At 44.9% G+C, this 22738-nt stretch carries 19 protein-coding genes; 12 read left to right on the forward strand and 7 right to left on the reverse strand.

Features of this window, described 5'->3' with window-relative positions:
- Nucleotides 1-202 precede the first annotated feature (202 nt).
- Nucleotides 203-628 carry a DUF3010 family protein gene (locus AB4138_RS18315; protein WP_017061669.1) on the forward strand — a complete coding sequence of 142 codons (426 nt, stop codon included), beginning with the start codon at nucleotides 203-205 and terminating at the stop codon, nucleotides 626-628.
- 106 nt (nucleotides 629-734) lie between these two features.
- On the opposite strand, the gene AB4138_RS18320 is transcribed toward AB4138_RS18315, so the two are convergent.
- Entirely contained in the window at nucleotides 735-1634 is a 900-nt protein-coding gene (locus AB4138_RS18320; RefSeq protein ID WP_136982575.1) for a DMT family transporter, read from the reverse strand.
- A gap of 124 nt (nucleotides 1635-1758) precedes the next feature.
- Between AB4138_RS18320 and AB4138_RS18325 the strand changes: the two genes are divergently transcribed.
- Nucleotides 1759-3186: a PLP-dependent aminotransferase family protein gene (locus AB4138_RS18325; protein ID WP_372112839.1), complete on the forward strand. Its 1428-nt coding sequence runs from the start codon at nucleotides 1759-1761 to the stop codon at nucleotides 3184-3186.
- 114 nt (nucleotides 3187-3300) lie between these two features.
- Here AB4138_RS18325 and AB4138_RS18330 read toward each other — a convergent pair whose 3' ends face one another.
- The 3 genes from AB4138_RS18330 to AB4138_RS18340 all read right to left on the reverse strand — a co-directional run bounded on the left by AB4138_RS18330 (nucleotide 3301) and on the right by AB4138_RS18340 (nucleotide 5891).
- Nucleotides 3301-3849, reverse strand: a complete 549-nt coding sequence (locus AB4138_RS18330) for a carboxymuconolactone decarboxylase family protein (RefSeq protein ID WP_017061666.1) — start codon at nucleotides 3847-3849, stop codon at nucleotides 3301-3303.
- A gap of 236 nt (nucleotides 3850-4085) precedes the next feature.
- Complete coding sequence (locus tag AB4138_RS18335; protein ID WP_372307180.1) at nucleotides 4086-4655, reverse strand: GNAT family N-acetyltransferase; 570 nt, start codon at nucleotides 4653-4655, stop codon at nucleotides 4086-4088.
- Nucleotides 4656-5891 (reverse strand): MerR family transcriptional regulator, encoded by a 1236-nt coding sequence (locus AB4138_RS18340; protein ID WP_372307182.1) that lies wholly within the window; start codon nucleotides 5889-5891, stop codon nucleotides 4656-4658.
- Between the two features lie 490 nt (nucleotides 5892-6381).
- On the opposite strand from AB4138_RS18340, the gene AB4138_RS18345 reads away from it, so the two are divergent.
- The 6 genes from AB4138_RS18345 (at nucleotide 6382) to AB4138_RS18370 (ending at nucleotide 13470) form a co-directional block, all read left to right on the forward strand.
- Nucleotides 6382-7545, forward strand: coding sequence for an amino acid permease (locus tag AB4138_RS18345; RefSeq protein WP_017061663.1), 1164 nt, complete (start codon nucleotides 6382-6384; stop codon nucleotides 7543-7545).
- 342 nt (nucleotides 7546-7887) lie between these two features.
- Nucleotides 7888-9186 (forward strand): nucleoside permease, encoded by a 1299-nt coding sequence (locus tag AB4138_RS18350; protein WP_372128397.1) that lies wholly within the window; start codon nucleotides 7888-7890, stop codon nucleotides 9184-9186.
- A 74-nt stretch (nucleotides 9187-9260) separates the two neighbouring features.
- Nucleotides 9261-10283, forward strand: a complete 1023-nt coding sequence (locus AB4138_RS18355; RefSeq protein ID WP_372307185.1) for an ADP-ribosylglycohydrolase family protein — start codon at nucleotides 9261-9263, stop codon at nucleotides 10281-10283.
- On the forward strand, nucleotides 10273-11226 hold the full coding sequence (locus AB4138_RS18360) for a PfkB family carbohydrate kinase (RefSeq protein WP_372307188.1): 954 nt from the start codon (nucleotides 10273-10275) through the stop codon (nucleotides 11224-11226). The genes AB4138_RS18355 and AB4138_RS18360 overlap by 11 nt, the downstream gene beginning before the upstream one ends.
- Before the next feature lie 94 nt (nucleotides 11227-11320).
- On the forward strand, nucleotides 11321-12607 hold the full coding sequence (locus tag AB4138_RS18365) for an OFA family MFS transporter (RefSeq protein WP_372307191.1): 1287 nt from the start codon (nucleotides 11321-11323) through the stop codon (nucleotides 12605-12607).
- A gap of 119 nt (nucleotides 12608-12726) precedes the next feature.
- Nucleotides 12727-13470 carry a GntR family transcriptional regulator gene (locus tag AB4138_RS18370; RefSeq protein WP_048611702.1) on the forward strand — a complete coding sequence of 248 codons (744 nt, stop codon included), beginning with the start codon at nucleotides 12727-12729 and terminating at the stop codon, nucleotides 13468-13470.
- Nucleotides 13471-13559: 89 nt separating this feature from the next.
- Here AB4138_RS18370 and AB4138_RS18375 read toward each other — a convergent pair whose 3' ends face one another.
- Nucleotides 13560-15539 (reverse strand): methyl-accepting chemotaxis protein, encoded by a 1980-nt coding sequence (locus tag AB4138_RS18375; RefSeq protein ID WP_017061662.1) that lies wholly within the window; start codon nucleotides 15537-15539, stop codon nucleotides 13560-13562.
- 495 nt (nucleotides 15540-16034) lie between these two features.
- On the opposite strand from AB4138_RS18375, the gene AB4138_RS18380 reads away from it, so the two are divergent.
- Both AB4138_RS18380 and AB4138_RS18385 read left to right on the forward strand, forming a co-directional pair.
- Nucleotides 16035-16208 (forward strand): hypothetical protein, encoded by a 174-nt coding sequence (locus AB4138_RS18380; protein WP_017061661.1) that lies wholly within the window; start codon nucleotides 16035-16037, stop codon nucleotides 16206-16208.
- 139 nt (nucleotides 16209-16347) lie between these two features.
- Nucleotides 16348-16932: a TetR/AcrR family transcriptional regulator gene (locus AB4138_RS18385; protein ID WP_372133864.1), complete on the forward strand. Its 585-nt coding sequence runs from the start codon at nucleotides 16348-16350 to the stop codon at nucleotides 16930-16932.
- Between the two features lie 120 nt (nucleotides 16933-17052).
- Here the strand turns inward: AB4138_RS18385 and AB4138_RS18390 are convergent, their stop codons facing one another.
- Complete coding sequence (locus tag AB4138_RS18390; protein WP_372133865.1) at nucleotides 17053-18918, reverse strand: fructose-specific PTS transporter subunit EIIC; 1866 nt, start codon at nucleotides 18916-18918, stop codon at nucleotides 17053-17055.
- 338 nt (nucleotides 18919-19256) lie between these two features.
- On the opposite strand from AB4138_RS18390, the gene AB4138_RS18395 reads away from it, so the two are divergent.
- Nucleotides 19257-19559, forward strand: a complete 303-nt coding sequence (locus tag AB4138_RS18395; protein ID WP_017070485.1) for a PTS fructose transporter subunit IIB — start codon at nucleotides 19257-19259, stop codon at nucleotides 19557-19559.
- Between the two features lie 7 nt (nucleotides 19560-19566).
- Entirely contained in the window at nucleotides 19567-20340 is a 774-nt protein-coding gene (locus tag AB4138_RS18400; RefSeq protein ID WP_372133869.1) for a PTS sugar transporter subunit IIA, read from the forward strand.
- Between the two features lie 155 nt (nucleotides 20341-20495).
- Here the strand turns inward: AB4138_RS18400 and AB4138_RS18405 are convergent, their stop codons facing one another.
- On the reverse strand, nucleotides 20496-22274 hold the full coding sequence (locus AB4138_RS18405) for a sodium:solute symporter family transporter (RefSeq protein ID WP_029236500.1): 1779 nt from the start codon (nucleotides 22272-22274) through the stop codon (nucleotides 20496-20498).
- Nucleotides 22275-22738 lie beyond the last annotated feature (464 nt).

A 22738-nucleotide genomic window follows, 5' to 3' on the forward strand; every position in this document is an offset into this window, starting at 1 on the left:
TGAAATCCCGCTAAGCTTTTGTGAGCTTCATCTCATAGCAAACGATACCGTAATTCGTGTGATGTTTTTTCAATCAAAGGTTAACTTTCGACGGCTAAAATACTCTCTGATTTAGACTTATTTGCCGCTGATACGCGCAAATACTGGAGAAGTGTTAGAAATAACACCATAATGTAGGGCTCTAAAATAAGTAGGTAAGAACATGAAAATTTGTGGTGTTGAAATCAAAGGTAACGATGCAGTCATCTGTCTTCTTTCTCTATCAGATGGTGTATTTAACATTCCTGATTGCCGAGTTTCTAAGGTTGCGATTAGCGACGCAAACGACACACAGAATATGAAAGACTTTCAATTCTCTTTTGCAAAGTTAATGGAAGATTACCAAGTAGAAAAAGTTGTAATTCGCCAACGTCAGACTAAAGGCAAATTTGCTGGCGGTGGTTTCGGCTTCAAACTTGAAGCAGCAATTCAGCTAATCGACGGCCTAGATGTAACCGTTGTGTCTCCAGCTGAAATCAAAGAAAGCCTTAAGCGCAACCCTCTTATGATGAAGTTCAAAGAGACCGGCCTTAAGCAATACCAAGAAGCACCGTTTACAACGGCTTACGCTTGTTTGATGAAACGCTAGTCATCAATCGCTAGCGAAAAAATGAGTAAAAAAAGAGCCTGCATCGTCAGGCTCTTTTTTTGTTTCTAGTCATCGACTTTAAGTAGAGTGAGTTTTGGTATACAAACTACCGCTGTAACACTGTTCGTCTGCGAACCTTAATCCATTCTGGCTTCCTCACCACCAAATAAACTGCAGCTGCCGACAACGCAAAGCCCATTGCGCCATAGATGTCGAACGACTCACCGAAAATAAGCCAAGCTTGAATTGCTGTCGTCGGTGGAACTAAGTAAAACACTGAGGCCACACTTGAAGATGCACCGTGTTCTACCATGTAAAGCAACAATAATATGGCAACACAAGACAGAACAACCACCAGCCAGATTAGAGTTAGCGTGAATTCTACAGTCCAGTTTACCTGCATGGTTTCATAGCGCATTGCGAACGGCAGAAACAACGCCGCAGAAGCCAAGTATTGCACCATCGCACCGCCGACCATATCTGTCCCCTGACAGAAGCGCTTCTGATACAGAGTGCCGCAGGTAATACCCACCAAAGAAACCAAACACAATAATGTTGCCAAGCCTTTTTGGTCGTCTGACTGCCATTCAATATTACCCATCAACACCAAACTAATACCCGCAAAACCAAGCGCTAATCCCAACCACTGTGCAAAATTAAAACGCTGCGAAGTACAGCTGATCATAATCAAGGCGGTCAGAATCGGTTGTAAGCCAACAAGTAGAGAGCTCAACCCGGCGGGCATACCCATATCAATCGCCAGATAGGTGCCACCAAGGTAGAAACCATGAATCAAGATGCCAACCACACTTGCGTGGAAGAATGCTCGACCACGAGGAATACGACGCTTAAGGATTGCAATCAAAACCAAGAACAGCGCCACGTTGGCCACCATCCTCAATGAAAGTAATGTTGCGGGTTCCGCGTATTCCACACCAAGACGTGCGCCGACAAAACCTGACGACCACAATATTACAAACACAAACGGAATCATTTTAATCAGCATTACAAACCTCTGGTCAACTATTCATCAATGCTGTTACCTTAGTTGGGTACAGATAACTAATAAAGATACAGATATAACACTTTATATGGTTACAGATTGAGAGTGTGCAACGAGGGAGAAACACGTGGAAGCAGAACTCAGCGGCAATAAATACCTTGCTACCGAACAACATATTAAGGCTCAGATCGATAAGGGACTTTTTCATCCAGACGATCGTCTTCCCTCAATCCGTCAATTAAGCGAACAGCTTGGTGTGAGTAAAAATACCGTGATTCGTGCCTATCAAGAACTGGAGGCGACAGGCTGGGTTTATTCTGTGCCTAAATCAGGCTATCGCGTGAAAGCACCGAGCACCACCAGCTGGGATGCATCAAGCCAACCTCAAAAAGTCGATCTATTGTCTGTCACTAAATCGGTACTCTCTCGTCCAAAAGGTCGTCTGAAACTATTGGCAGGCTCCGCGCACCCGAACATCAACAATCCTGCGATTCGTAGCTTGTATGCCGAGATTGGCCGTCACAGTCGATTACAAACTCAACTTCCCGGTTATTACCAATTACCCCCCGGCGACGAGCAATTAGTAAAGCAATTGTTAAAGATCACTCATGATCTTGGTGTGCCTGCGGGATCGAAAGAGATTGCGATTACTCATGGTGCTCAACAGGCGATCAGTTTGGCTTTACGTGCGCTCACCAAGCCCGGTGACATCGTGGCGGTCGAGTCACCGTGTTACTTCGGCAATCTACTTTTACTTGAATCGCTTGGCTTACAAGCCCTTGAAATACCAAGCAGCGTTAGCCACGGTATTGACATTCCTTCGCTACAAAGTGCACTGGATAAATGGGAAGTGAAAACCTTACTGCTAACACCAAACTTTACCAACCCAACCGGCTCAAGAATGCCATTGGCGAATCGAAAAGCATTACTGGAGATCACCGGATCTTTACCAATTATCGAAGACGATGTGTTCGGTAGCTTGGCATTCGACACACCAATCGCGAGCCTCAAAGAGCTTGATGATCAAGATAGAGTCATCTACGTCAACTCACTGTCTAAAACATTAGACTCACGCTTGCGAATCGGTTGGTTACTGTCTGGGCGCTACCAACCTTTGGTCGAAAAGTACCTTTTATGCGACAACATGGGCAGCTCAAATCTGATGCAATCCGCTGTGGGTCAATTTCTCACTACCGGCAAATATCGCAGTCATTTGTCTAAGATGAAGCGGCTCTACCAAACCAATCAAAAGCAATTCCAAAGCCTGTTAATACAAGCACTAGATAGCTACCCACACCTTGTCGGGCAATACCACCTATCAAAACCGGAAGGCTCTTTTTTAAACTGGATAACACTGCCTGAATCGGTCGATAGCTACGCGGTCTATCAAGATTGTTTGAAGCATAAATTGGGGATCTTACCCGGAACAGTATTTGGCACCAACGACCAATATAAACACTGTCTGCGCTTCACTGTCGCCAACATTGAAGAGAGCAAAGAGTGGAAAGAAGGGCTTGTGACACTAGCGAAGATAATCGCTAGGCACGTACGTTAGGTAACCTTGTTAATTCCATATTCAACCCAAACAACAAAGCCCCACTCAACTGAGCGGGGCTTTCATCATTATCATATCTTGAGTTGCTTAAATACGATGGTTAGTTAAATGCGATTAACCTTGCCAAGCGAACTGTTCAAATACTTTGTCGACTGGCGTTTTAGCAACGTGGTTTACGTAATTACTGATCACTTTCTGAGACAGGCCAAGAATCACTTCTAACACTTGTTGTTGACCGTAGCCCGCTTCGAAAAATGCTGCCATTTCACTTTCAGGCACATTGCCGCGGTTACGCACCATGCTCAGCGTAAAATCATGCAGTGCTTGCAATTTTTCAGTGGGTAGAGCCGTGCGATTACGCAGTGCTTCGGTGATTGCAGGATCAACCTTCATTGAATGTGCGATACCTGTGTGCGCTGGAACGCAGTAGTGACATTCGTGTTCAACGTTGATGGTTTGCCAAACAACCGTTAGCTCTTCAGCATCGAAAGATGAATCACTAAACGCCTGATGAAGCTGAGTGTAAGCCTTAAGTGTGTTTGGAGATTCAGCCAACACACCAAACAAGCCCGGCACTCTGCCCATCTGCTTTTTAGCGCCCTCAAGAATAGGTTGGCTTTGCTCTGGCGCGGATTCTACTGAGTGAATTTTGAAGTTGCTCATTGCTCTATCCCTATCAATTTTCGGTTCTAAAGTTATTCAATCACGGAGCAATTAATGAATGTTCTCCGTTGGTGTGAAAACAATATAGATCAAACAAGAACGATCGTTCAAATGTTATTTTGAACAGTTGTTCAATTTATACATTGAAGCCAGAAGAATGTCTTCGTTCATAACAAGAAAGCCCAACAGGCAACACCTGATGGGCTTTCTCTTTTTCTCAATTTTTTTGCAAGCGGCTACCAATATTCTGCGTGGGCCAAGCCTTTAACACAGCTCGACTTGCCACTTGTTACTTTAATTTCACCACCAGTCAACGATTGAGCCAACCAACCGTGAGAGAAACTCAATTCAAAGGGCGCAGGGACCTGCTCAACGGTAATTTGCTCAAAGCCCACTTTTGAATAGTAGTTAGGATCACCGTACGTCACTGCAAGCTCAATACCCTGCTCTTTTAGGAGCTGCAAACCGGAGTTAATCAGGCTCTGACCAATACCACGCTTTTGCACCTGAGTGCTCACCGCGACTGGCGAAAGCAAATATGCCTTGGTTTCATCATCAAATGAAAGCGGCGTAAAGATAATCGCACCCACAATCGTGCTATCCGCATCCGACTCACTAGAATCGTCTTCAACAACAAAGCAAAATAGCTCTGTCGGAGCTGTGGTCGTTAAAAGATCGTTGGCAAGCTCACCCAAAGTTTTACCTTCGTTCTCACCTTCTGAATCCGTAAAGGTTTGAGTGAAAACTTGAGTGATCGTTTCGATTTCATTTGAATTATATTGCCTAAATTTCATGGTGTTACTCATTTACTTTAATTTCTTTAGCACAAAGAACTGATAATCAAAATCACGTTGTTCAGAACCTTTCGAAGGCTCTTGACCCAAACCGTTCTTTGATGTGCTGCTATCGAAAAATTGTTTAACTTCATTGTCGCAATCGACGAGCGCTTTTGAGTTCGGCATCGTTGCTTTAAGCGCTTCTATTCGCTTTTGAAAGGGCTGGTAATACGCAAGCCAACCAGCGTCACTCATTGCAAAGTGATCCAAAACTTCATAACCCGCTGCTTTTGCCTGTTTAATACGCTCGGAAACCGTCGTCATGTCCGGGTACTCTTTCTGCCAGAACGCTTTGCTCGATTCGTTAGGTTGTTCGGTATTCCACACCAAATCATTAACGACCAATATGCCGTCATCACTGAGTAAATTTCGCCACTGCTTTAGCGCCTTTTCAACACCCATGATGTAAGCGCTGCCTTCCGACCAAATTAGGTCAAACGACTTAGCTTCAAACGGCAGATCCATCATGCTCGCGCATACGGTTTTGACGTTGCTTTCTAAGCCAAGAACCTGTCCTTGCTGAGTCAGAACATCTAAACTCGGTTGATCATTATCTACCGCCGTTATTTGCACATCCACTTGATGTTCTACTAAGGCTTTCGCTAACACAGAGGTGGCAATACCTTTACCACAACCGATCTCAAGCACACGTTTAGGAGAAACCGAAACGTGTACCAACGCCGCTAAAGTATCTTCCGCTGTTCCTGGCCCTAAACGCTGTAAACCCTCAAAGATCACCTCAAAATCCGCCATGTACTGGTCATGATCGTTCATGTCTTTTGAAAGCCATTTCAGTCGCAGTGCTTGCTTCTCATCAAAGCCTTGCTTAATGAGCCAATCGAGATGCGCATCAGGCGCCACCTTGTCCATCGATTCATGCCAATCTTGCAAACCACTCTCGCCTAACAAGGCCGATAAAAGATCTCTCGAACGCTGTTTCTGAGCGATCTCTTCGTCCAATTGTTCGAGTCGGTTTTGTAACAAGGAGCGGTCAACCTTGGCATCCAAACACGCCTGACACTCTTTCAACGTCAGTCCACCCGCTTGTAACTGCTGCAACAATTTCACACGCTGCAAGTCGCGTTCGGAATAACTTCGATAACCATTATTGGTGCGTTGAGCTTCTATCAAACCCAACTTTCCATAGTACAAAAGCGTTGAACGGCTCATGCCAACGAGCTCCGCTAATTCAGATATGCGATACATCCACTTCTCCCTCATTTCAGTAGTAAAGATAAACTATGAAGTTGTAGTCAGGTCAACAGAATTTTCGACACTTTTCTCGTTCTTTACCTATTTACCTTCAAATTGATAAAGCGATCTGAGCGTGTCTTTTACCCATAGAACGGTTAGTCATCGACATTGCCTGAACGGGATTCAGGAAAGGAGAAGTATTAAACTTGATGAATTGAAAACAATTAGCTCATAAACATACTTCTTTTTAACTGAATTTTGCCAATTTCTAAATCATTCAATAATGGACGAACGTTAACTAAACGATAAATAAACTCACCGAGTGAATACTTAAATCAACCACACATATACACCAGAAATTCCTGCTTAAATTTTTTAGAAAAATTCAAAATTTATTAGAAATTAACCCCTAACTTTACTGAGTATTTTGTTAGTCTTGGAAACAATTATTTACAATCCAAACAAAATTTAATTGGATCGCTTGAGGTTGTTTTTCTTGAATATGAAATTATTCGGCAGTTCTTTGATTCTGTCAGGAACTGCATTAGGGGCTGGCATGCTCGCTATTCCCATGGTGTTGGCCCAATTTGGCTTCATGATCAGCTCAGTGCTGATGCTACTTATCTTTATCGGCACCACATACTCTGCACTCCTCCTGGCAGAAGCATGCACTAAAACTAAAGACAACAGTGGCATGAGCAGTGTTGCTTACCTCACTCTGGGCAGCAAAGGTAAACACTTTATCAATGCACTCTTTTACCTGTTGCTAGTATGCATGTTGATCGCTTATATCTTGGGTGTCGGTGACATCATTCATAAGCTACTGCTCGACGTTGGTGTCGATGTATCAGCATCCGTTGCGTATACCATTTTCAGCCTATTGATGGGTGCTATCGTCGTCTCGGGCAAGTCTTATATCGACAAACTGAATCGCGGGCTATTCATCTTGATGGTCGTGATGCTGTTTATCGTTATCGCGTCATTATTTAGCAACATTCGCCTTGATTACCTAACTCAAACCAGCCAATACACGGCCAACGACGTGGTGCAATACAGCGCAGTTATCTTTACTAGCTTTGCCTCTATGGTGGTGATCCCGTCACTGGTTATCTACAACCGTGAAGCAACTCAAAAGCAGATCCGCAATATGATTCTGCTAGGCTCAGTGATTCCATTAATTTGCTACCTAACTTGGTTATTCGCGATTATCGGCAACCTTGGCACAGACGCGATAAGCCAGTTCCACAATATCTCTGAGTTGATCTCTGCGTTCAGCGGCCAATCTGCTTGGTTGAAAGTGGTGATCGCTCTGTTCTCTGCTCTGGCCTTGGTGACTTCTTTCCTCGGCGTGTCGATGGCGCTTTACGACCAAAACAAAGATGCGGTGACCAACAACAAAGCGTTGGCTTATGCGCTAACCTTCATCTTACCTTTGGTATTAGCTGAGTTGTTCGCTAGCCAGTTTGTAAGCATGCTGGACTATGCAGGCATGGTCCTGGTGTTCCTAGCTATCTGGGGCCCACTCGCAATGGTAGTTAAGGTTCGCAGACCTGACTTCCCTCACCTACAAACCGAAGGCAGCTACACAGCAGCCGGTGGCGACACGGCATTAATGGCGACATTTGGTTTTGGTGCGTTGATTTTCGTGTCTTGGTTTATGGGTTAACTATTCACTGAGTAATATACCCAAACTAAGACCAGAAAGAGCAGCGTTGGCTGCTCTTTTTTTATGCCTAATTTCCCTACCCACGTTATTCCTTCCTCCTTATCGACACACATCGTCAGAGACATTCAAACAACGTATTTAGAAACAATAATTTAGATAAACAACTCGTCATATTTAGATCTCAGCACCAGCTCAAAACACCATGTTCTATGATCATATAAAGTAACTGCGTTGCTGATACATCTGATAGTTAGATCACAAAACAACCCCAATGGTATTGTATTGGTATTATATTTTGGAATACCATCATTCGCGTACCCTACAGTACTAAAGGACATAATAATGAAATCGAATAACTTCAAACTGTCTTCAATGATGTTCATTGAATGGTTTATCTGGGGAGCATGGTTTGTTCCCCTATGGCAAATACTCAATACCAATGGATTCACACCAACTGAGATCGCATGGTCTTACGCATGTACCGCGATCGCCGCGATCATTTCACCGATCTTAGTTGGTTCAATCACCGACCGATTCTTCGCTGCACAGAAAGTACTTTCTGTGATGTTGATAGCAGGTGCAGGTTTGATGTACTTAGCGGCTCAGCAAACCGAGTTCGCCACCTTCTTCCCACTACTTTTGCTTTACTCACTGACCTACATGCCGACGATTGCACTGACCAACAGCATTGCTTTCTCTAACGTTGAAGACGTAGAACGTGACTTCCCGCGCATTCGTGTTATGGGTACGATCGGTTGGATTGCGTCAGGTATCGCTATCGGCTTCCTACCAGGTTGGTTAGGCTATGGTGATATTTCATCAAGCAATATCCCACTTATTCTGACCGCTTTAGCATCTTTGGCTCTGGGTATCTTCGCGCTAACACTGCCAGATACACCACCGAAAAGTACCGGTAAACTCAGCCTTAAAGTGATGCTTGGCCTAGACGCTATCGTGCTGCTAAAAGACAAAAACTTCCTAGCATTCTTCGTTTGTTCTTTCATGTTCAGCATGCCTCTAGCGTTCTACTACATCTTCGCTAATGGCTACTTAACTGAAGTAGGAATGAGTAATGCGACAGGTTGGATGACGCTGGGTCAGTTCTCTGAAATCTTCTTTATGCTGGCACTACCATTCTTCACAAAACGATTTGGTATTAAGAAGGTATTACTTCTTGGTCTATTTACTGCCGCGGTTCGTTATGGATTCTTCGTTTACGGTAGCGCAGACACTTGGTACCTCTACTCACTGCTGTTCGCAGGCATCCTATTGCACGGTGTGAGCTACGACTTCTACTTCGTAACGGCTTACATCTATGTCGACAAAAAAGCACCGGCTCACATGCGTACCGCTGCGCAAGGCCTTATCACATTAGGTTGCCAAGGTATTGGTAGCTTGCTCGGTTACCGCTTAGGTGGCGTGTTGATGGAGAAGATGTTTGCTTACGACGAACCACAGAATGGCCTGACATTTGATTGGGCTGGTATGTGGGGCTTCGGAGCCATCATGATCGCCATCATCCTAGTCATCTTTATGTACTTCTTCCGTGAACCAAACGGCGAGATCAAAGAGATTAATATCGACAACAAATCAGATGGAACCCCATCAGAGCAAACTCCAGTAGAAAAAGCTCAAGCGTAACTTTATACCTGCTCGGTCTCTCTCCTAGCTTCTGACTGAGCAGCTTTTAGATAACCTATTTTTGGTGAAGTAAGATGAACATTTCAAAACAAGACAGAATTTTAGGCACATTTTATGGTCAAGCACTGGGTGATTCGATGGGAATGCCATCAGAGCTTTGGCCAAGAAGCCGAGTAAAAGCGCATTTTGGTTGGATTGACTCATTCCTGCCGGGGCCTGCTGAAAACAACGCCGCTTGTTACTTCGATGCTTGCCAGTTCACGGATGACACCTCAATGGCGCTGGCTCTTGCAGACGCTATCATTGAATGCGATGGCGAAATCTCACCAGAGATCATTGCTCGTAACGTATTAAGTTGGGCTGAAGGCTTTGATGCATTCAATAAAAATATTTTCGGCCCAAGCTCGAAAGCTGCGATGCGCGCGATTAAAGAAGGCACTTCAATTGATGAGCTTGAAAACAACGGTGTAACTAATGGCGCAGCAATGCGTGTATCGCCAATGGGCTGCCTTATACCAACCACCAGCCTTGATACTTTTATCGACCAAGTCGCTCTGGCTTCAAGCCCAACACATAAATCAGACGTAGCGATTGCGGGTGCGGTTGCCATTGCTTGGTCTGTATCTAAAGCGATTGAAGGGCACAGCTGGAGCGCAATTAAAGACCAACTACCTGCGATTGCTAACGCAGCACAAACCAAGAAGATCACCACGTTCAGTGCTTCAATGGGCGCTCGTATTGAGCTTGCACTTATGGTGGCATCAGAAAACAGCGGCATTGAAGAACGCATGGAAAAGATCTACAACTTAGTCGGTGCAGGTGTAAGCACGATTGAGTCAGTTCCGGCTGCCATCGCAATGGTTGAGCTAGCACAAACCGATCCAAACCGCTGTGCAATTCTATGTGCCAACTTAGGCGGTGATACCGATACAATTGGTGCAATGGCAACTGCAATTTGTGGCGCATTGAATGGTATTCAAGCTATCGATGTCGAACTGAAAAAACAGCTCGATGACGAAAACCAACTCGACTTTACCGGTTACGCTGAAACCTTCCTACGCTTAAGAGAGATTAAGGAGCAAGGTTATGCCTCATAGTTCTTTAGTTCAGCTGATTCCAACTCTACAAAACAAGCGACAGTTGTGCCTAATCGGCGCTGCCGTGGTCGATATCGTGACAGAGACACCTGCGCTACCGAAACGTGGCACTGATGTCGAGCTCACAGAGAAAGGCATTCATGTCGGCGGTTGCGCTCTCAACATCGCGATTGCTTTAAAAAAGCTCGGCGTTGAATCTATTAATGCTCTACCGATTGGCCAAGGTAAATGGGCGGACATCATCACTGCCGCGATGGCAGAGAAAGGCCTAACAAGTAGCCTGCAAGATCCAAGTGGCGACAATGGTTGGTGCTTAGCGTTAGTTGAACCCGATGGCGAACGTACTTTCCTGTCCGTCAGTGGCGTTGAGAACAACTGGAATCAACAAGCGCTTGAACAACTCAAGCTTCAAGACAATGCGATCATCTACCTTTCGGGATACCAGTTGTCTTCAGCTTGTGGAGAACAAATCGTTACTTGGCTTGAAACACTGCCAAGCGGTATTGAACTATTCATCGATTTCGGTCCTCGTATTGGAGACATTCCAACACCATTATTTGATCGCCTAATCAAGCTGAAACCGACCATATCTTTAAATCGCCAAGAAGCCGAAGTGCTCGGTATGCAAGAGATAAACGCGTTTGTAGAACAATGGCATAACCAGTATGGCTGCCCACTGATTCTGCGTATCGACAGTGATGGTGCTCTGTTCGCTACTCAAGATGGCTACGGGAACGTTGCACCATTTAAAGCGACCGTGGTAGATACTATTGGCGCAGGTGATACCCATGCGGGTGGCGTGTTAGCGGGCTTGGCTTCTGGCTGGGAACTGCCTGACGCGATCTTACTTGGCAATGCGGTTGCGTCTTATGTGGTGAGTCATGTGGGCGGCGACTGCGCACCAAGCGTTGACGAGATAACTCACTACCTTAACCAATACTAATTCCTGTTAAGTCATGTAGACACAAGGCTCAGTATTACTGGGCCTTTTTGTTATGCCTGTCTTTCTTCTATCTAGCTTTTTTGGCCTTTCTAATATGAATCATTCTTCTGTTATGAACCGTTTTTCCAATGCAAATAACAAAGCAACGAGGATTCTGCTTGCGAGCTGTGGGATCAACCTTTGTATCGGCGTGCTCTATACCTGGAGCGTTTTTAAGAACTCGCTACTAGAACTCGGTTGGAACAACACTCAAGCCTCGATGCCCTACACCATCACTATAATCACCCTTTCATTGGCACTACTCATTGCTGGTCGTATTCAAGATAAAATCGGCCCACAAAAAGTATTAATGGTGGGTTCTTTTATGGCTGGCGCGGGAATGATCTTGGCGAGCCTCTCCCTAACGCCTTGGAACCTTAATGTGAGCTTTGGTCTAGTCACTGGTGCCGGTATTGGATTCGCTTATGCGTGTTTGAATCCAACCGCGATGAAGTGGTTTCACTCTTCTCAAAAAGGTATGGTCAATGGGTTACTCGCCACTGCATTCGGGCTGGCTGCTATTTACTTGGCACCTCTTACTAGCTATCTAATCTCAGAATTCGGTCTAGAGCAAAGCCTTCAAATACTTGGGGCAGGTTTGATTCTTATCGCCTTTCCACTGGCCTGTTCTATCAAGAATCCGCCAAAGGGCTATGAGCCTAAAGTCAGCTCATCACAGCCTGACGCATTAACCCCTGCATCAACGGCCAGCCGCAATTACATGTGGAAAGAAATGCTCGCCACCAAACAGTTCTATTTATTGTGGTTCACTTACGCATTCGGCGCGGCCGCAGGTTTAATGATCATCGCCAACATCACCTCTATCGCTGCTGAGCAAGCCAATATCTTAGAAGGCGCGTATTTGATCGTGACTTTATCGATATTCAATTCGGCAGGCCGATTGATTTCTGGACTTCTCAGCGACAAGATTGGCGCATTGAAAACGTTAGCGATCGCACTGAGCCTGCAAACCATCAATATGCTGCTGTTCAGCCAGTTTGTTTCTAGCTCAGCACTAATGGTTGGTGCTGCGTTAGCGGGCATTGGGTACGGCACTTTATTAGCGGTATTCCCTTCAATTATGGCGGACTTATACGGCCTGAAAAACTTTGGTGCCAACTACGGTGTGCTTTATACCGCTTGGGGGATTGGCGGCTTTATCGGCCCTATCCTGGCGGCAATATCGGTGGATTGGTACGGCAGTTACTCGATCGCCTATTTGATCTGTGCTGTATTGGTGAGCATGGCTACGGTACTGACCTTCCGTGTCAAATCTATTTCTACAGAACCATGCAGCGAAAATGGGGGCGCCTCCAGTTACCAGTTGGGACGTTCAAGCTAACTCAATAACTCCCTGAGTGGTGGAATCTTTGTTTCGCCCTCAGATTTCACATTTCTATTAAGTGTGGACTCAGACTTCGGGTATACTTCGGTTAAATATAAAAGCTAAAACAGACCTTTATGAGCGCTTATCAACCACTGCTTACCTTGATTCAGGAACGAATCGACCAGAAAGATAAATCACCTCTGTATCTGAAGATTGCCGATTCAGTAAAGCTCGCGACTGAGCAACAAATGTTGAAGGGCGGTGACTTTATCCCAACGGAACGTGAATTCAGCGACAAGCTTGGTGTATCTCGAATTACGGTCCGCAAAGCATTGGATATTCTAGATAAGGAAGGTGTGATAGTTCGCTCTCGTGGTTTGGGCACTATGATCAGCGAGACTGTTGAATACTCAAGTAAAGAGGCGACAGGCTTCTCTCAGCAAGTAGTTCTAAAAGGCAAAAAACCCGACACATTGTGGATAAAGAAAGATGTGGTTCCTTGCTCTTCAGAAATCGCCAAGATGCTTAAAATTGCAGAGAACGATCAAGTCTTTCTATTAAAGCGCGTTCGTTACATCGACGAGCAAGCTGTCTCTATCGAAGAGTCTTACGTCCCTGCTCACCTGATCCACGATCCAGATGAAATTCAGCTGTCTCTTTACGATTACTTCCGCAGCCAAGATATCTCGCCGACAAAAACTCAGAGCCGAGTTTCCGCTAAGATGCCAACTGAAGAGTTTCTAGAAAAGCTTAACATCGACGAAACTGTACCTGTACTGCTCATCGAACAAACCGCTTACGATAAGAAAGGCGTTCCGATTGAATACAGCATCAACCGCTGTCGTGGTGATATGTATGTGTTTGTGAGTGAAGACTAACTCAAGATACCTTCCATAAGAAAGCCCGTGAATCCAGAGATTCACGGGCTTTTTAGTTTTGCTAATCAGATTTATTTGAACGCTTCTGGCTAGCTCTTAAACGTACTCGCAATATCTTTCAATGAAGCTGCTAACTGAGCTTGTTCTTTGGCTGTTGCAGCTATTTGCGTTGCACCTGTCGTAGATTCTGTCGACTTCTGCTCTACTGCCATGACGTTTTGAGCAATATCTTGAGTCACTACCGCTTGCTCTTCGGTAGCGGTTGCGATCTGCTCAGTCATGCTAAAGATCTCGCTCACCGATGCTGAGATACCTTGTAAGGTGTGTTCCACCTCTTTTGAATCCTCAACCGCTTTAGACGACATCTTCTGACTGTTATCAATCACATTAAACGCGGTTTGCACATCAGACTGTAACGAGCTGATGAAACCTTCAATTTCAGCTGTCGACTGCTGAGTACGCTGTGCTAACGTGCGAACTTCATCAGCCACTACCGCAAATCCACGACCTTGCTCACCCGCTCTTGCCGCTTCAATTGCCGCGTTCAATGCTAACAAGTTAGTCTGTTCAGCGACGGACTTAATCACATCAATCACACTGTTGATGTTATTACTGCTCTCGTGTAAGTGCGTGATCTTTTCCGCTAGATCATTAATTTCAGATGCCAGTTTTTCGATAGAGTGGTAAGAGTTTTGAACCGTACTCAAACCTTCTTGAGACTGCTCATCGACCAGTTTAGCGGAACTTGCTGTCTGCTGAGTTTTAGTCGCCACCTCATTTACCGTTGCTGATAACTCTTCTGTCGCCGTCGCAACCAAGCCAATTTGGTCTTGTTGTTGCACTAGCGTGTTCGAATTGTAGTGACAGGTTTGTGAGGTTTCTTCAGCGGCTGAAGCTAAGGTCAGACTCGACTGAGACAGGTTGTCGATAACGTTTGAAAACTTCTCTAGCGTTTCGTTGAGTGCCGAAGAGATCTGTCCAAGCTCGCTGTTGCCAACGAACTTAGCGCGAACTGTTAAGTCGTTGTCATTACGAACCTTAGACAACATCACTGTAAGATCTTTTACTCTCATCGTCAGGTCGCTGATCGCCTTATAGCTCACGAAGGTCGCGAACAAGGTTATCAAAGCAAACAGACCAATACTCATCATCATCGCAGACTGCGCCTCTGACATTTTTTTCTCTGTCAGTGCGATAAGCGACTCTGCTAGGCGGTTTTCTGTTTTCTTTAGCTGAACAATACGAGCGGTAGATTGCGAGAACCAGTACACAGGATCAACATCAAAACCGCTCATCTTAGATTCAGCCAAACCACGAAGCTTTTCTACTTCTGCCACCGAACGATCATTCAATTGCTGTTCAAAGAAACGAACGTTAGCTGGGTTACTCAATACCTCAAAGTTTGAGAAATAGGTATTTTGCTCAGTCACCAAAGAGATGAATTTAACCAACATGCCTGGGCCAAATTCATTTTTAGAGAAGGTATTATTTAGGACAGCACGCTCGATACCCGCTCGCTCTTTACCTTGTAAAAAGTTGTAGTAAGCGATGGTTTCAGTGGTGATGGCAGCATCAGAGCTAAGCTCAGCAATTAACGCCGATACGCTCAGCAGCTTTGCATTCAGTTTGGTGTAGTAACCCAAAGCTTCAGACAGAGGAATCGATTGAGAATCCACTCGATTTCGAATAGAAGTAATTTGATTTAGGCTTTGGCTTATTTCAGTGTTCAGCCGAGTGATCTGCGGTAAATCGATTTCAGCAGATTGCCAGTATTCGGTTTTCAGATTACGTCTATTATCTGCACTGGCTCTTTGTGCACGTAGTTCACTGACAAACTTAGTGCCCTGTGAGCCGATAAACCCAGCCGTCATTCCACGCTCTTTTTGTAACTCATGCACAAGTTCACTGTACACAACCGACAAACGGGTAAGTTGGTTTAATGAAGACAATTCACTGGTGGTTTCTACGCCTTTTGAAATCGCAGAAACGCTAAGCCATAGAAATCCCAAGATCGGTAAAATAAGCAAAGCGATGATTTTTTGCTTAAAAGACATATCGGTTAATTTCATTATCATTTCCCTAGCAGCTAACAAATCTTTTCAGTCATCTAACTCGCACACCCTTAATAAGATGCGCCTCAATTGTGACTGTATAATTATTCAACTTGATCAATGTGCATCAATTACCGTGCCACACAGATCGCGATGCGATGAAGGTAACATTTAACCTTACAAAATTCATTGATTTACCGATAAAACTGTTAGCTAAGCAACCTAACGATACCCAAAACACATGCGACAACATTTTATTGACGTAAGCGACTGAAATCTGACACACTTTAACTACCCAAAAGGGGTAGGCCTGCACCAATTATGTGCTCAGAGAAAACGATATATTCAGAACTAACTATAGATTCAACGCTCACCAGCGATTGATTCACAACTAATCAACTCCCTATTCTGCGCTGATTAACTGTCTATTCCTCGTTAACTAAATATGTATAATGCCGAATTGTCAAAGTAGAGATTCGCAATAAATATGCGACAACAACTGAGAGATATTGTATGGATTGTCCCGCTTGCGAAGAACATATCGGTTGGGAATGGGTAGAAGAAGCGGCTATTGAACCCAATGAGGAATTCGATTGTCCAGAGTGCGAAGCAACATTGATGTACACCATCGATGAAGGCACCTACTACGGCGCTCAGCACAAGACCGTAGAAGTTATTGATGATTAAGATTATTTCCTGATGATCTGGATGTTTTATTAACTCTTTGATGTTCTAAGCCTGCGCAAAGCAGCTAAACACACCTTTACTAGAACGAACGTTCAGCATAAAATATTGAACATATGTTCAGATTAATGAAGTAGATGTTATGGCCAAGACCGCTAAGTTCGATAGACAAGATGTAGTAGATAAAGCAACGAACCTGTATTGGGAAAAGGGCTTTCATGCGACTTCTATGCGCAACCTGCAAGACGTGATTGATATGCGTCCGGGCAGCATCTACGCGACGTTCGGCAGCAAAGAGGGTCTATTTAAAGAGACGCTTGCTCGCTATACCGAACTTGGTATTCTCAACCTGAACCGCTTTCGCAGTGAAACCGAATCGCCTATCAAAGCGCTTGAAAGCTTCGTAAAACGTGCAGTAGTTGAATCTAAAAAAAGTGCGCCAAATGGCATGTGTATGTTGGCTAAGACGGTGGCTGAGTTGACTGACGAGCACGCAGAGTTATTAGAAGAGGCGAAGAGATCTCTCAAGATCATGGAAGGTGAGTTCGCTAAGCTGATTACCGAAGCACAAGAGCTTGGTGAAATAAGCAAAGAGCGTGAACCTGTTCAGCTTGCTCGACATGTTCAAGTTCAGATCGCAGGCTTGCGTACCTACGCGAAAACCTGTGACGACATCGATTTGCTTAACTCTATGGTTGAAGACGTATTTAAGTATCATCCTTTTTAAAAGCTCAACTTGTTTTAGAAGCCATACAAAAAGACTCCACTATTAGCCAAAGGCTAGAACGGAGTCTTTTTAGTTTGAGTCTAGTTAACTTTATAGATGATTAACTTTAAAGCTTAAGGGTTACACCTTTCGCATGATCAACGCCTGCGCATTGAGCATCGCTTCTTTAGTGCTGACATCTAAGATTTTAACGTTCGCAAAGCGCTCTACTTCTTTAATCGCCACATCGTGAGCAAAGATCACCAACCTCGCCCTTTCAATGTCTTTCTGGGTAATGCGATTACCTATTCCGTTGGCACCTTGGGTTTCGACTTTAATCCGAACCCCAAGATGATGCGCCGCCTTTTCTAAAGACTTCGCCGCTAAGAAAGTGTGGGCAACACCAGATGGACAAGAAGTGATCGCCAATACATCTGCTTGCCCTTCTTCCGTTACCGAACCACAGGTCAACTGATTAGAATTCACTTCACCTTCGACCACGTTCTTCTTCAGAAGAATTACGATCAGGGCTGTCGTTAGAGCACCTGCTAGTGTGCCGACGATATAACCAATCTTGCCATCTACCACTGGCAGCACAATCCAGCCGCCCCATGGTGCATGGTTCACTACATGGAACATAAAGCCAACCACGTTACCGACAATGCCACCAGCAACAACCGCAGGCAGAACGCGCGCAGGATCGGCGGCAGCAAAAGGAATCGCGCCTTCACTGATGCCAATCATACCCATGATACCCGCCGCTTTACCTGCTTCACGTTCGTCTGTTTTGAATTTCTTTGGCGATAAGAAAGTCGCCAATGCCATACCTAGCGGTGGCGTACAAATCGCTATCCCGACACCGCCCATCAACCATGGTTGAGTATTCACCTGAGTTTGGGCAAACAGCGTTGCTACTTTATTGATCGGGCCGCCCATATCAAAGGCCGTCATTGCACCTAAAATACTGCCCAATACCATTTTTCCGGAGCCTGCCATGCCCGTGAGCATTTGGTTCATCTCAAGCATTACTTGAGCTATCGGAGAGCCAATCACCCACATCACCGCACCACAGGTCACGAAGGTGCCGACTAATGGATAGATGAAGATAGAGCTCAGCGAGATCATGCTGTCTGGCAGTTTGATGTTCTTAAGTAGATTCACCACAAAACCAGCGAAGAAACCGACCACAATTGCACCGAGAAAGCCGGTATTGTATTGATTCACCGCAACCCAAGAACCAATCATACCGGGCGCTAAACCCGGTTTGTCGGCCATTGAATACGCGATGTAACCACCGAGCACCGCTGTAAACAGGGTTAACCCCGCGATGCCCATCTGTGCGATATCTGCTAACACACCGCTTTCAGGTACTGCACCATGACCCGACATCATCACCGACAAAGACAAAAGCACACCACCTGCAACCACGAAAGGAATCATGTGTGAGGTGCCGTATAATAAGTGTTCTTTGAGGCGATTAAGAGATTGTGCCCAAGGGCTTAGTGGTTCGACATACACTTCATGATGACTAGAAGCGTAGCTGTCGAAGGAATCTGAATTGGCTTCGAGAAACAGCTCTTGAGCTTCCTCGACAGACTCCACCGCCTTTAATTTTGTAACAAAGCCATCCTCGATAAGTCTGGTCGAAATCTGAGCCAGTACTTCGATATGGTGGTCGTCGTTGTTGTCTGGTGAAGCGAGCATAAAGAACACATCGGAGAGTTCACCGCCATCAGCACCATAATCAATGCCCGTTCGGCTAATGCCTACTGCGACAGCAGGTTTAGCGACGGCAGTACTTTTCGCATGTGGAATCGCAATACCATCATCAAAGCCAGTATTACCGATGGCTTCACGCTTCCAGATGTCGTCAAGGAATTCACGTTTATTGGAGAGCTTACCGGCACGGTCGAGCAGTTCAACAAGCTCTTCAAATACCGCCTGTTTTGAGTCTGCTTGTAAATCTAAGCAGATGATCTCGGGCTCGATAATGTTGGTGATATCCATATGCTGCTCTGCCTCGCCTGATTTCAGACTGAAGTAATTAGTGTCTGTTAACCTAGGAATAAGGTTAATAAGATGAAAAGATTAACGGTGTGAAGGCACTCAATATATAGGACGAAAGGTGCATTAACTGGATTATTGTAACCAAGAACTCAGAGTGTGACTTTCACCTTGGAATAAAAAACGCCAATCCATAAAATCCACAGAACCCATAACAATATCGTCCCTCTCCCATGCGAGCTTTCCATACTGGAGTTCCCATGCAAGATAGCTTTTGCCGGGTAGCTTCTGAAAGGTAGCTTATGTAACGTAACAGGGACGAGATTAAGCCGAGAATAATAATGAGAATTGTAGCGGTAACTGCGTGCCCTACAGGCATTGCGCATACTTATATGGCAGCTGATGCTCTAAATAAAACAGCCCCTAAGTTCAACGTTTCAATCAAGGTTGAGACGCAAGGCGCTATGGGTATTGAAAACTTACTGACCGCCCAAGATATTACCCTCGCAGACAAAGTGTTGATCGTATCTGATATCGACATCGAACAACCAAGCCGATTTGACCCAGCTAAAACCGTATTTGTTCCAATGGAAGAGGTGTTGTTGAGTGTCGATAAAGTTTTTATTAAGCATTGTCGAACTTAAGCTTTTGATGAACGAATACCAGATCACCTTCTTCGTTAACGATCCTGCCGCGAACTCACATGTCGCACAGCCGCTGACTCGCTTAGCGAAGAAGTTCAAAAGCAACATCCGCATTATCAACATCACTCAAAATCGAACCGCTGATCTCTCCAAATCCGTCGCGATGCTACAAGTAGGTCTACTTCGTGGTGATTTGTGTCAGATAACCGCGGTTGGTATTGATGCGGAGCTTGCCTGCTTCGTTCTCAAAGATGTCATTGCAGAGCATTACGACATGGTTGGCTCACAGGTGAGCCATGAGTTCTCTAGCGATCTAATTCAGCGAATGCCACAAATATGCCCACCTTGTGATATCAAATGGCACCACGCTAAGGCGCAAACCCAACTGACCAAATTTGAGTGCTTGAAAGGGCTCGCTCACCTTGTTTACCCAGAAGACCCAGATGAATTGATTCTGGCATTTATTAAGCGAGAAGAACGCTCTTCAACCTGCGTGTCACCGGGTATTGCACTGCCGCATGTAATGTTTGAATCGACTCAAGATCTCTCGATTGCGGTTATCGTCAGTGACGACCCAATTGACTGGGCATCACGTATCGGCGAAGTGCATGTGGCCATTGCTCTTGTTCTGCCAACCAAGCCACAGCGTGAGCACATTGTCGCGGCGACCAACCTAACTCGAAACCTGCTTCACGATCAGGTCAATGAACGTCTGCAAAAGACTCGAAGCAGTGTCGACCTACAAGCCTTGTTGATGTACATCTCGTCACGCCTTATCTAATTCATCTCTTCTGGTCAAACTCAAAGCATCCATTAATCCCCCGTTGTGACACCTATCCAATCGTTATAAGCTCATTTTCTCATACAATAAAAAACGGCTGAGCATTAGAGCTCAGCCGTTTTATGTTTAATTACTTGTTTAACTGGTTAGCTAACTTAAGCTGTTTTTTTCGCTTGTTTCGCATCCTCAACCGAGTCGTCTACAGCTTTCACCAACAGCAAACCAACTACGAATACGATACCGCCACACAGTACGAACATCATTCTTCCCCAGAATGGGTTCGGTAGAGCAAACATCGCCATCACTGCCACACCAGACACTGCGATCAGTGAGCCCAGCATGTGACGTTGTTTGTTGTCCAGTTTCTTCTGTGCTGTTGATTCAGAAACCAATGGTGTCGCAAGGTTGTTGAAGAAGGTATCAACATCTTTCTGACGAGACGCTTCTAGTGGTTTGTAGAACAATGTCGAAAGAACAAAGAAGCCGCCAGTAAACACTAGGTGCGCAATCAGACCTACTGCAACTTTCAAGTCAGACCATTCGCGGCCTGTTAGAGGCTCTAGGTTGAACAAGTTTTGTAGCATTTCAGCGGTAATCACGAAACCAACGATGTAAGACACAATCGCACCGACCACTAGCGTACCCCAACCTGCCCAGTCCGGAGTCTTCTTAAGGAAGAAGCCACAGAATGCTGGAATGGTCATTGGGAAGCCAATAAGTGCACCCACGTACATCATGGTGTCGAACAAACTCAAGCCTTTTAGCGAATTAATAAACAGCGCGATAAGGATGATAGCTAGACCGAAGAAGGTAGACATCAACTTAGACACAATCATCAGCTCTTTCTCTGTCGCGTTTGGACGAAGAATCGGTTGATAGAAGTTGATTACAAAGATTCCAGAGTTACGGTTTAAGCCTGAGTCCATAGAAGACATAGTTGCCGCAAACATCGCTGCGATTAGAAGCCCCACCATACCCGCTGGCATGTATTGCTCTACGAAGTAAAGGTAAGCGAAGTCGCCTGCTTTAGAGCCTGCGTCTGGGTAATGTGCTGCAAGGTCAACGCCTTGTCCTGCAACGAACCAAGGTGGCATGAACCAAATGATTGGACCGATGGTCATCAGAATACATGCCAACAGTGCCGCTTTCTTCGCGTTCTTTGAGTCTTTTGCCGCTAGGTAACGGTAAGAGTTCAACATGTTGTTGGTGATACTGAACTGTTTGAAGAAGATGAAGAATGCCCAAATTCCGAAGATGCTTACGTAGTTCAGATTGTTACCAGAAACGAATGATGCGCCTTCTGCTACAGGGAAATCGTTGATGATTTCAGTAACGCCACCACCTTGTACGATAGCCACTGCAGCACACGTTACGGTTACCGCCATGATAATAACCATCTGCATGAAGTCAGACGCGATAACCGCCCAAGAGCCGCCTGTCACCGACATAACAAGTACAACAAGACCAGTCAGAACGATGGTTGTCGTCATGTCGAAGCCAAAGATGCCCGATGCGATGATCGCCAAACCGTTCAGCCAGATACCTGCAGAAACAATACTGTTCGGCATGCCAGACCAAGTAAATACTTGTTCGTTGAAGCTACCAAAACGCATACGAATCGCGTCAATTGGCGTTACCACACGCAGTTGACGGAATTTCGGAGCGAAGTACAGGTAGTTCATCAGGTAACCAAATGCGTTCGCTAAGAAGATAACCGCGACAGCCATACCATCGGCATACGCTTTACCCGCTGCGCCAGTGAAGGTCCAAGCACTGAACTGTGTCATAAACGCAGTCGCGCCAACCATCCACCAAAGCATGTTACCGCCCCCGCGGAAATAATCACTGGTTGTACTGGTGAACGTTCTAAACATCCAACCTATTGCTATAAGGAAAAGGAAATAAATTCCTACGATCAGAGTATTGAGTTCCATGTATAAGTCTTCTTTATGATGAATATCTGAAGATCATATTATCTATAGAATTTTTAATTTGTAGTATTATAAGTCAAGGTTGTGATGGGGCGTATAAACCTGAATATTTGATTTCGAGACATGAATTACACGTTAGTAAACAAAGAATAAGCCGAAGCGAAGTAAGCATTTAAAATCAATAACTTAAAAACATTTAAATCAGTAAGCCGGACAATAACAACAAGATTTTATCGTCTCGATAAGTGGTTTTTAATTTACTTATCATCCATTAAATGCATCGCGTTAATACATCAACTCTCACACGTTTAATTCAATAAATAGGCAACGAAAAACAATAAGCAACTCGCAAAGCGAAGCCTTAATGTTATTAATTGGGTTTATTTAGTGAAACGGGATAAATAGAGAACGTGCCTAAAGATAGGTTTGGAAATAAGGTATAGAAATAAACAGCAGAGGAAAACACA

Origin of the sequence: Vibrio sp. 10N.286.52.C3 (assembly GCF_041468865.1) — a bacterium.
Lineage (GTDB): Bacteria > Pseudomonadota > Gammaproteobacteria > Enterobacterales > Vibrionaceae > Vibrio > Vibrio crassostreae_C.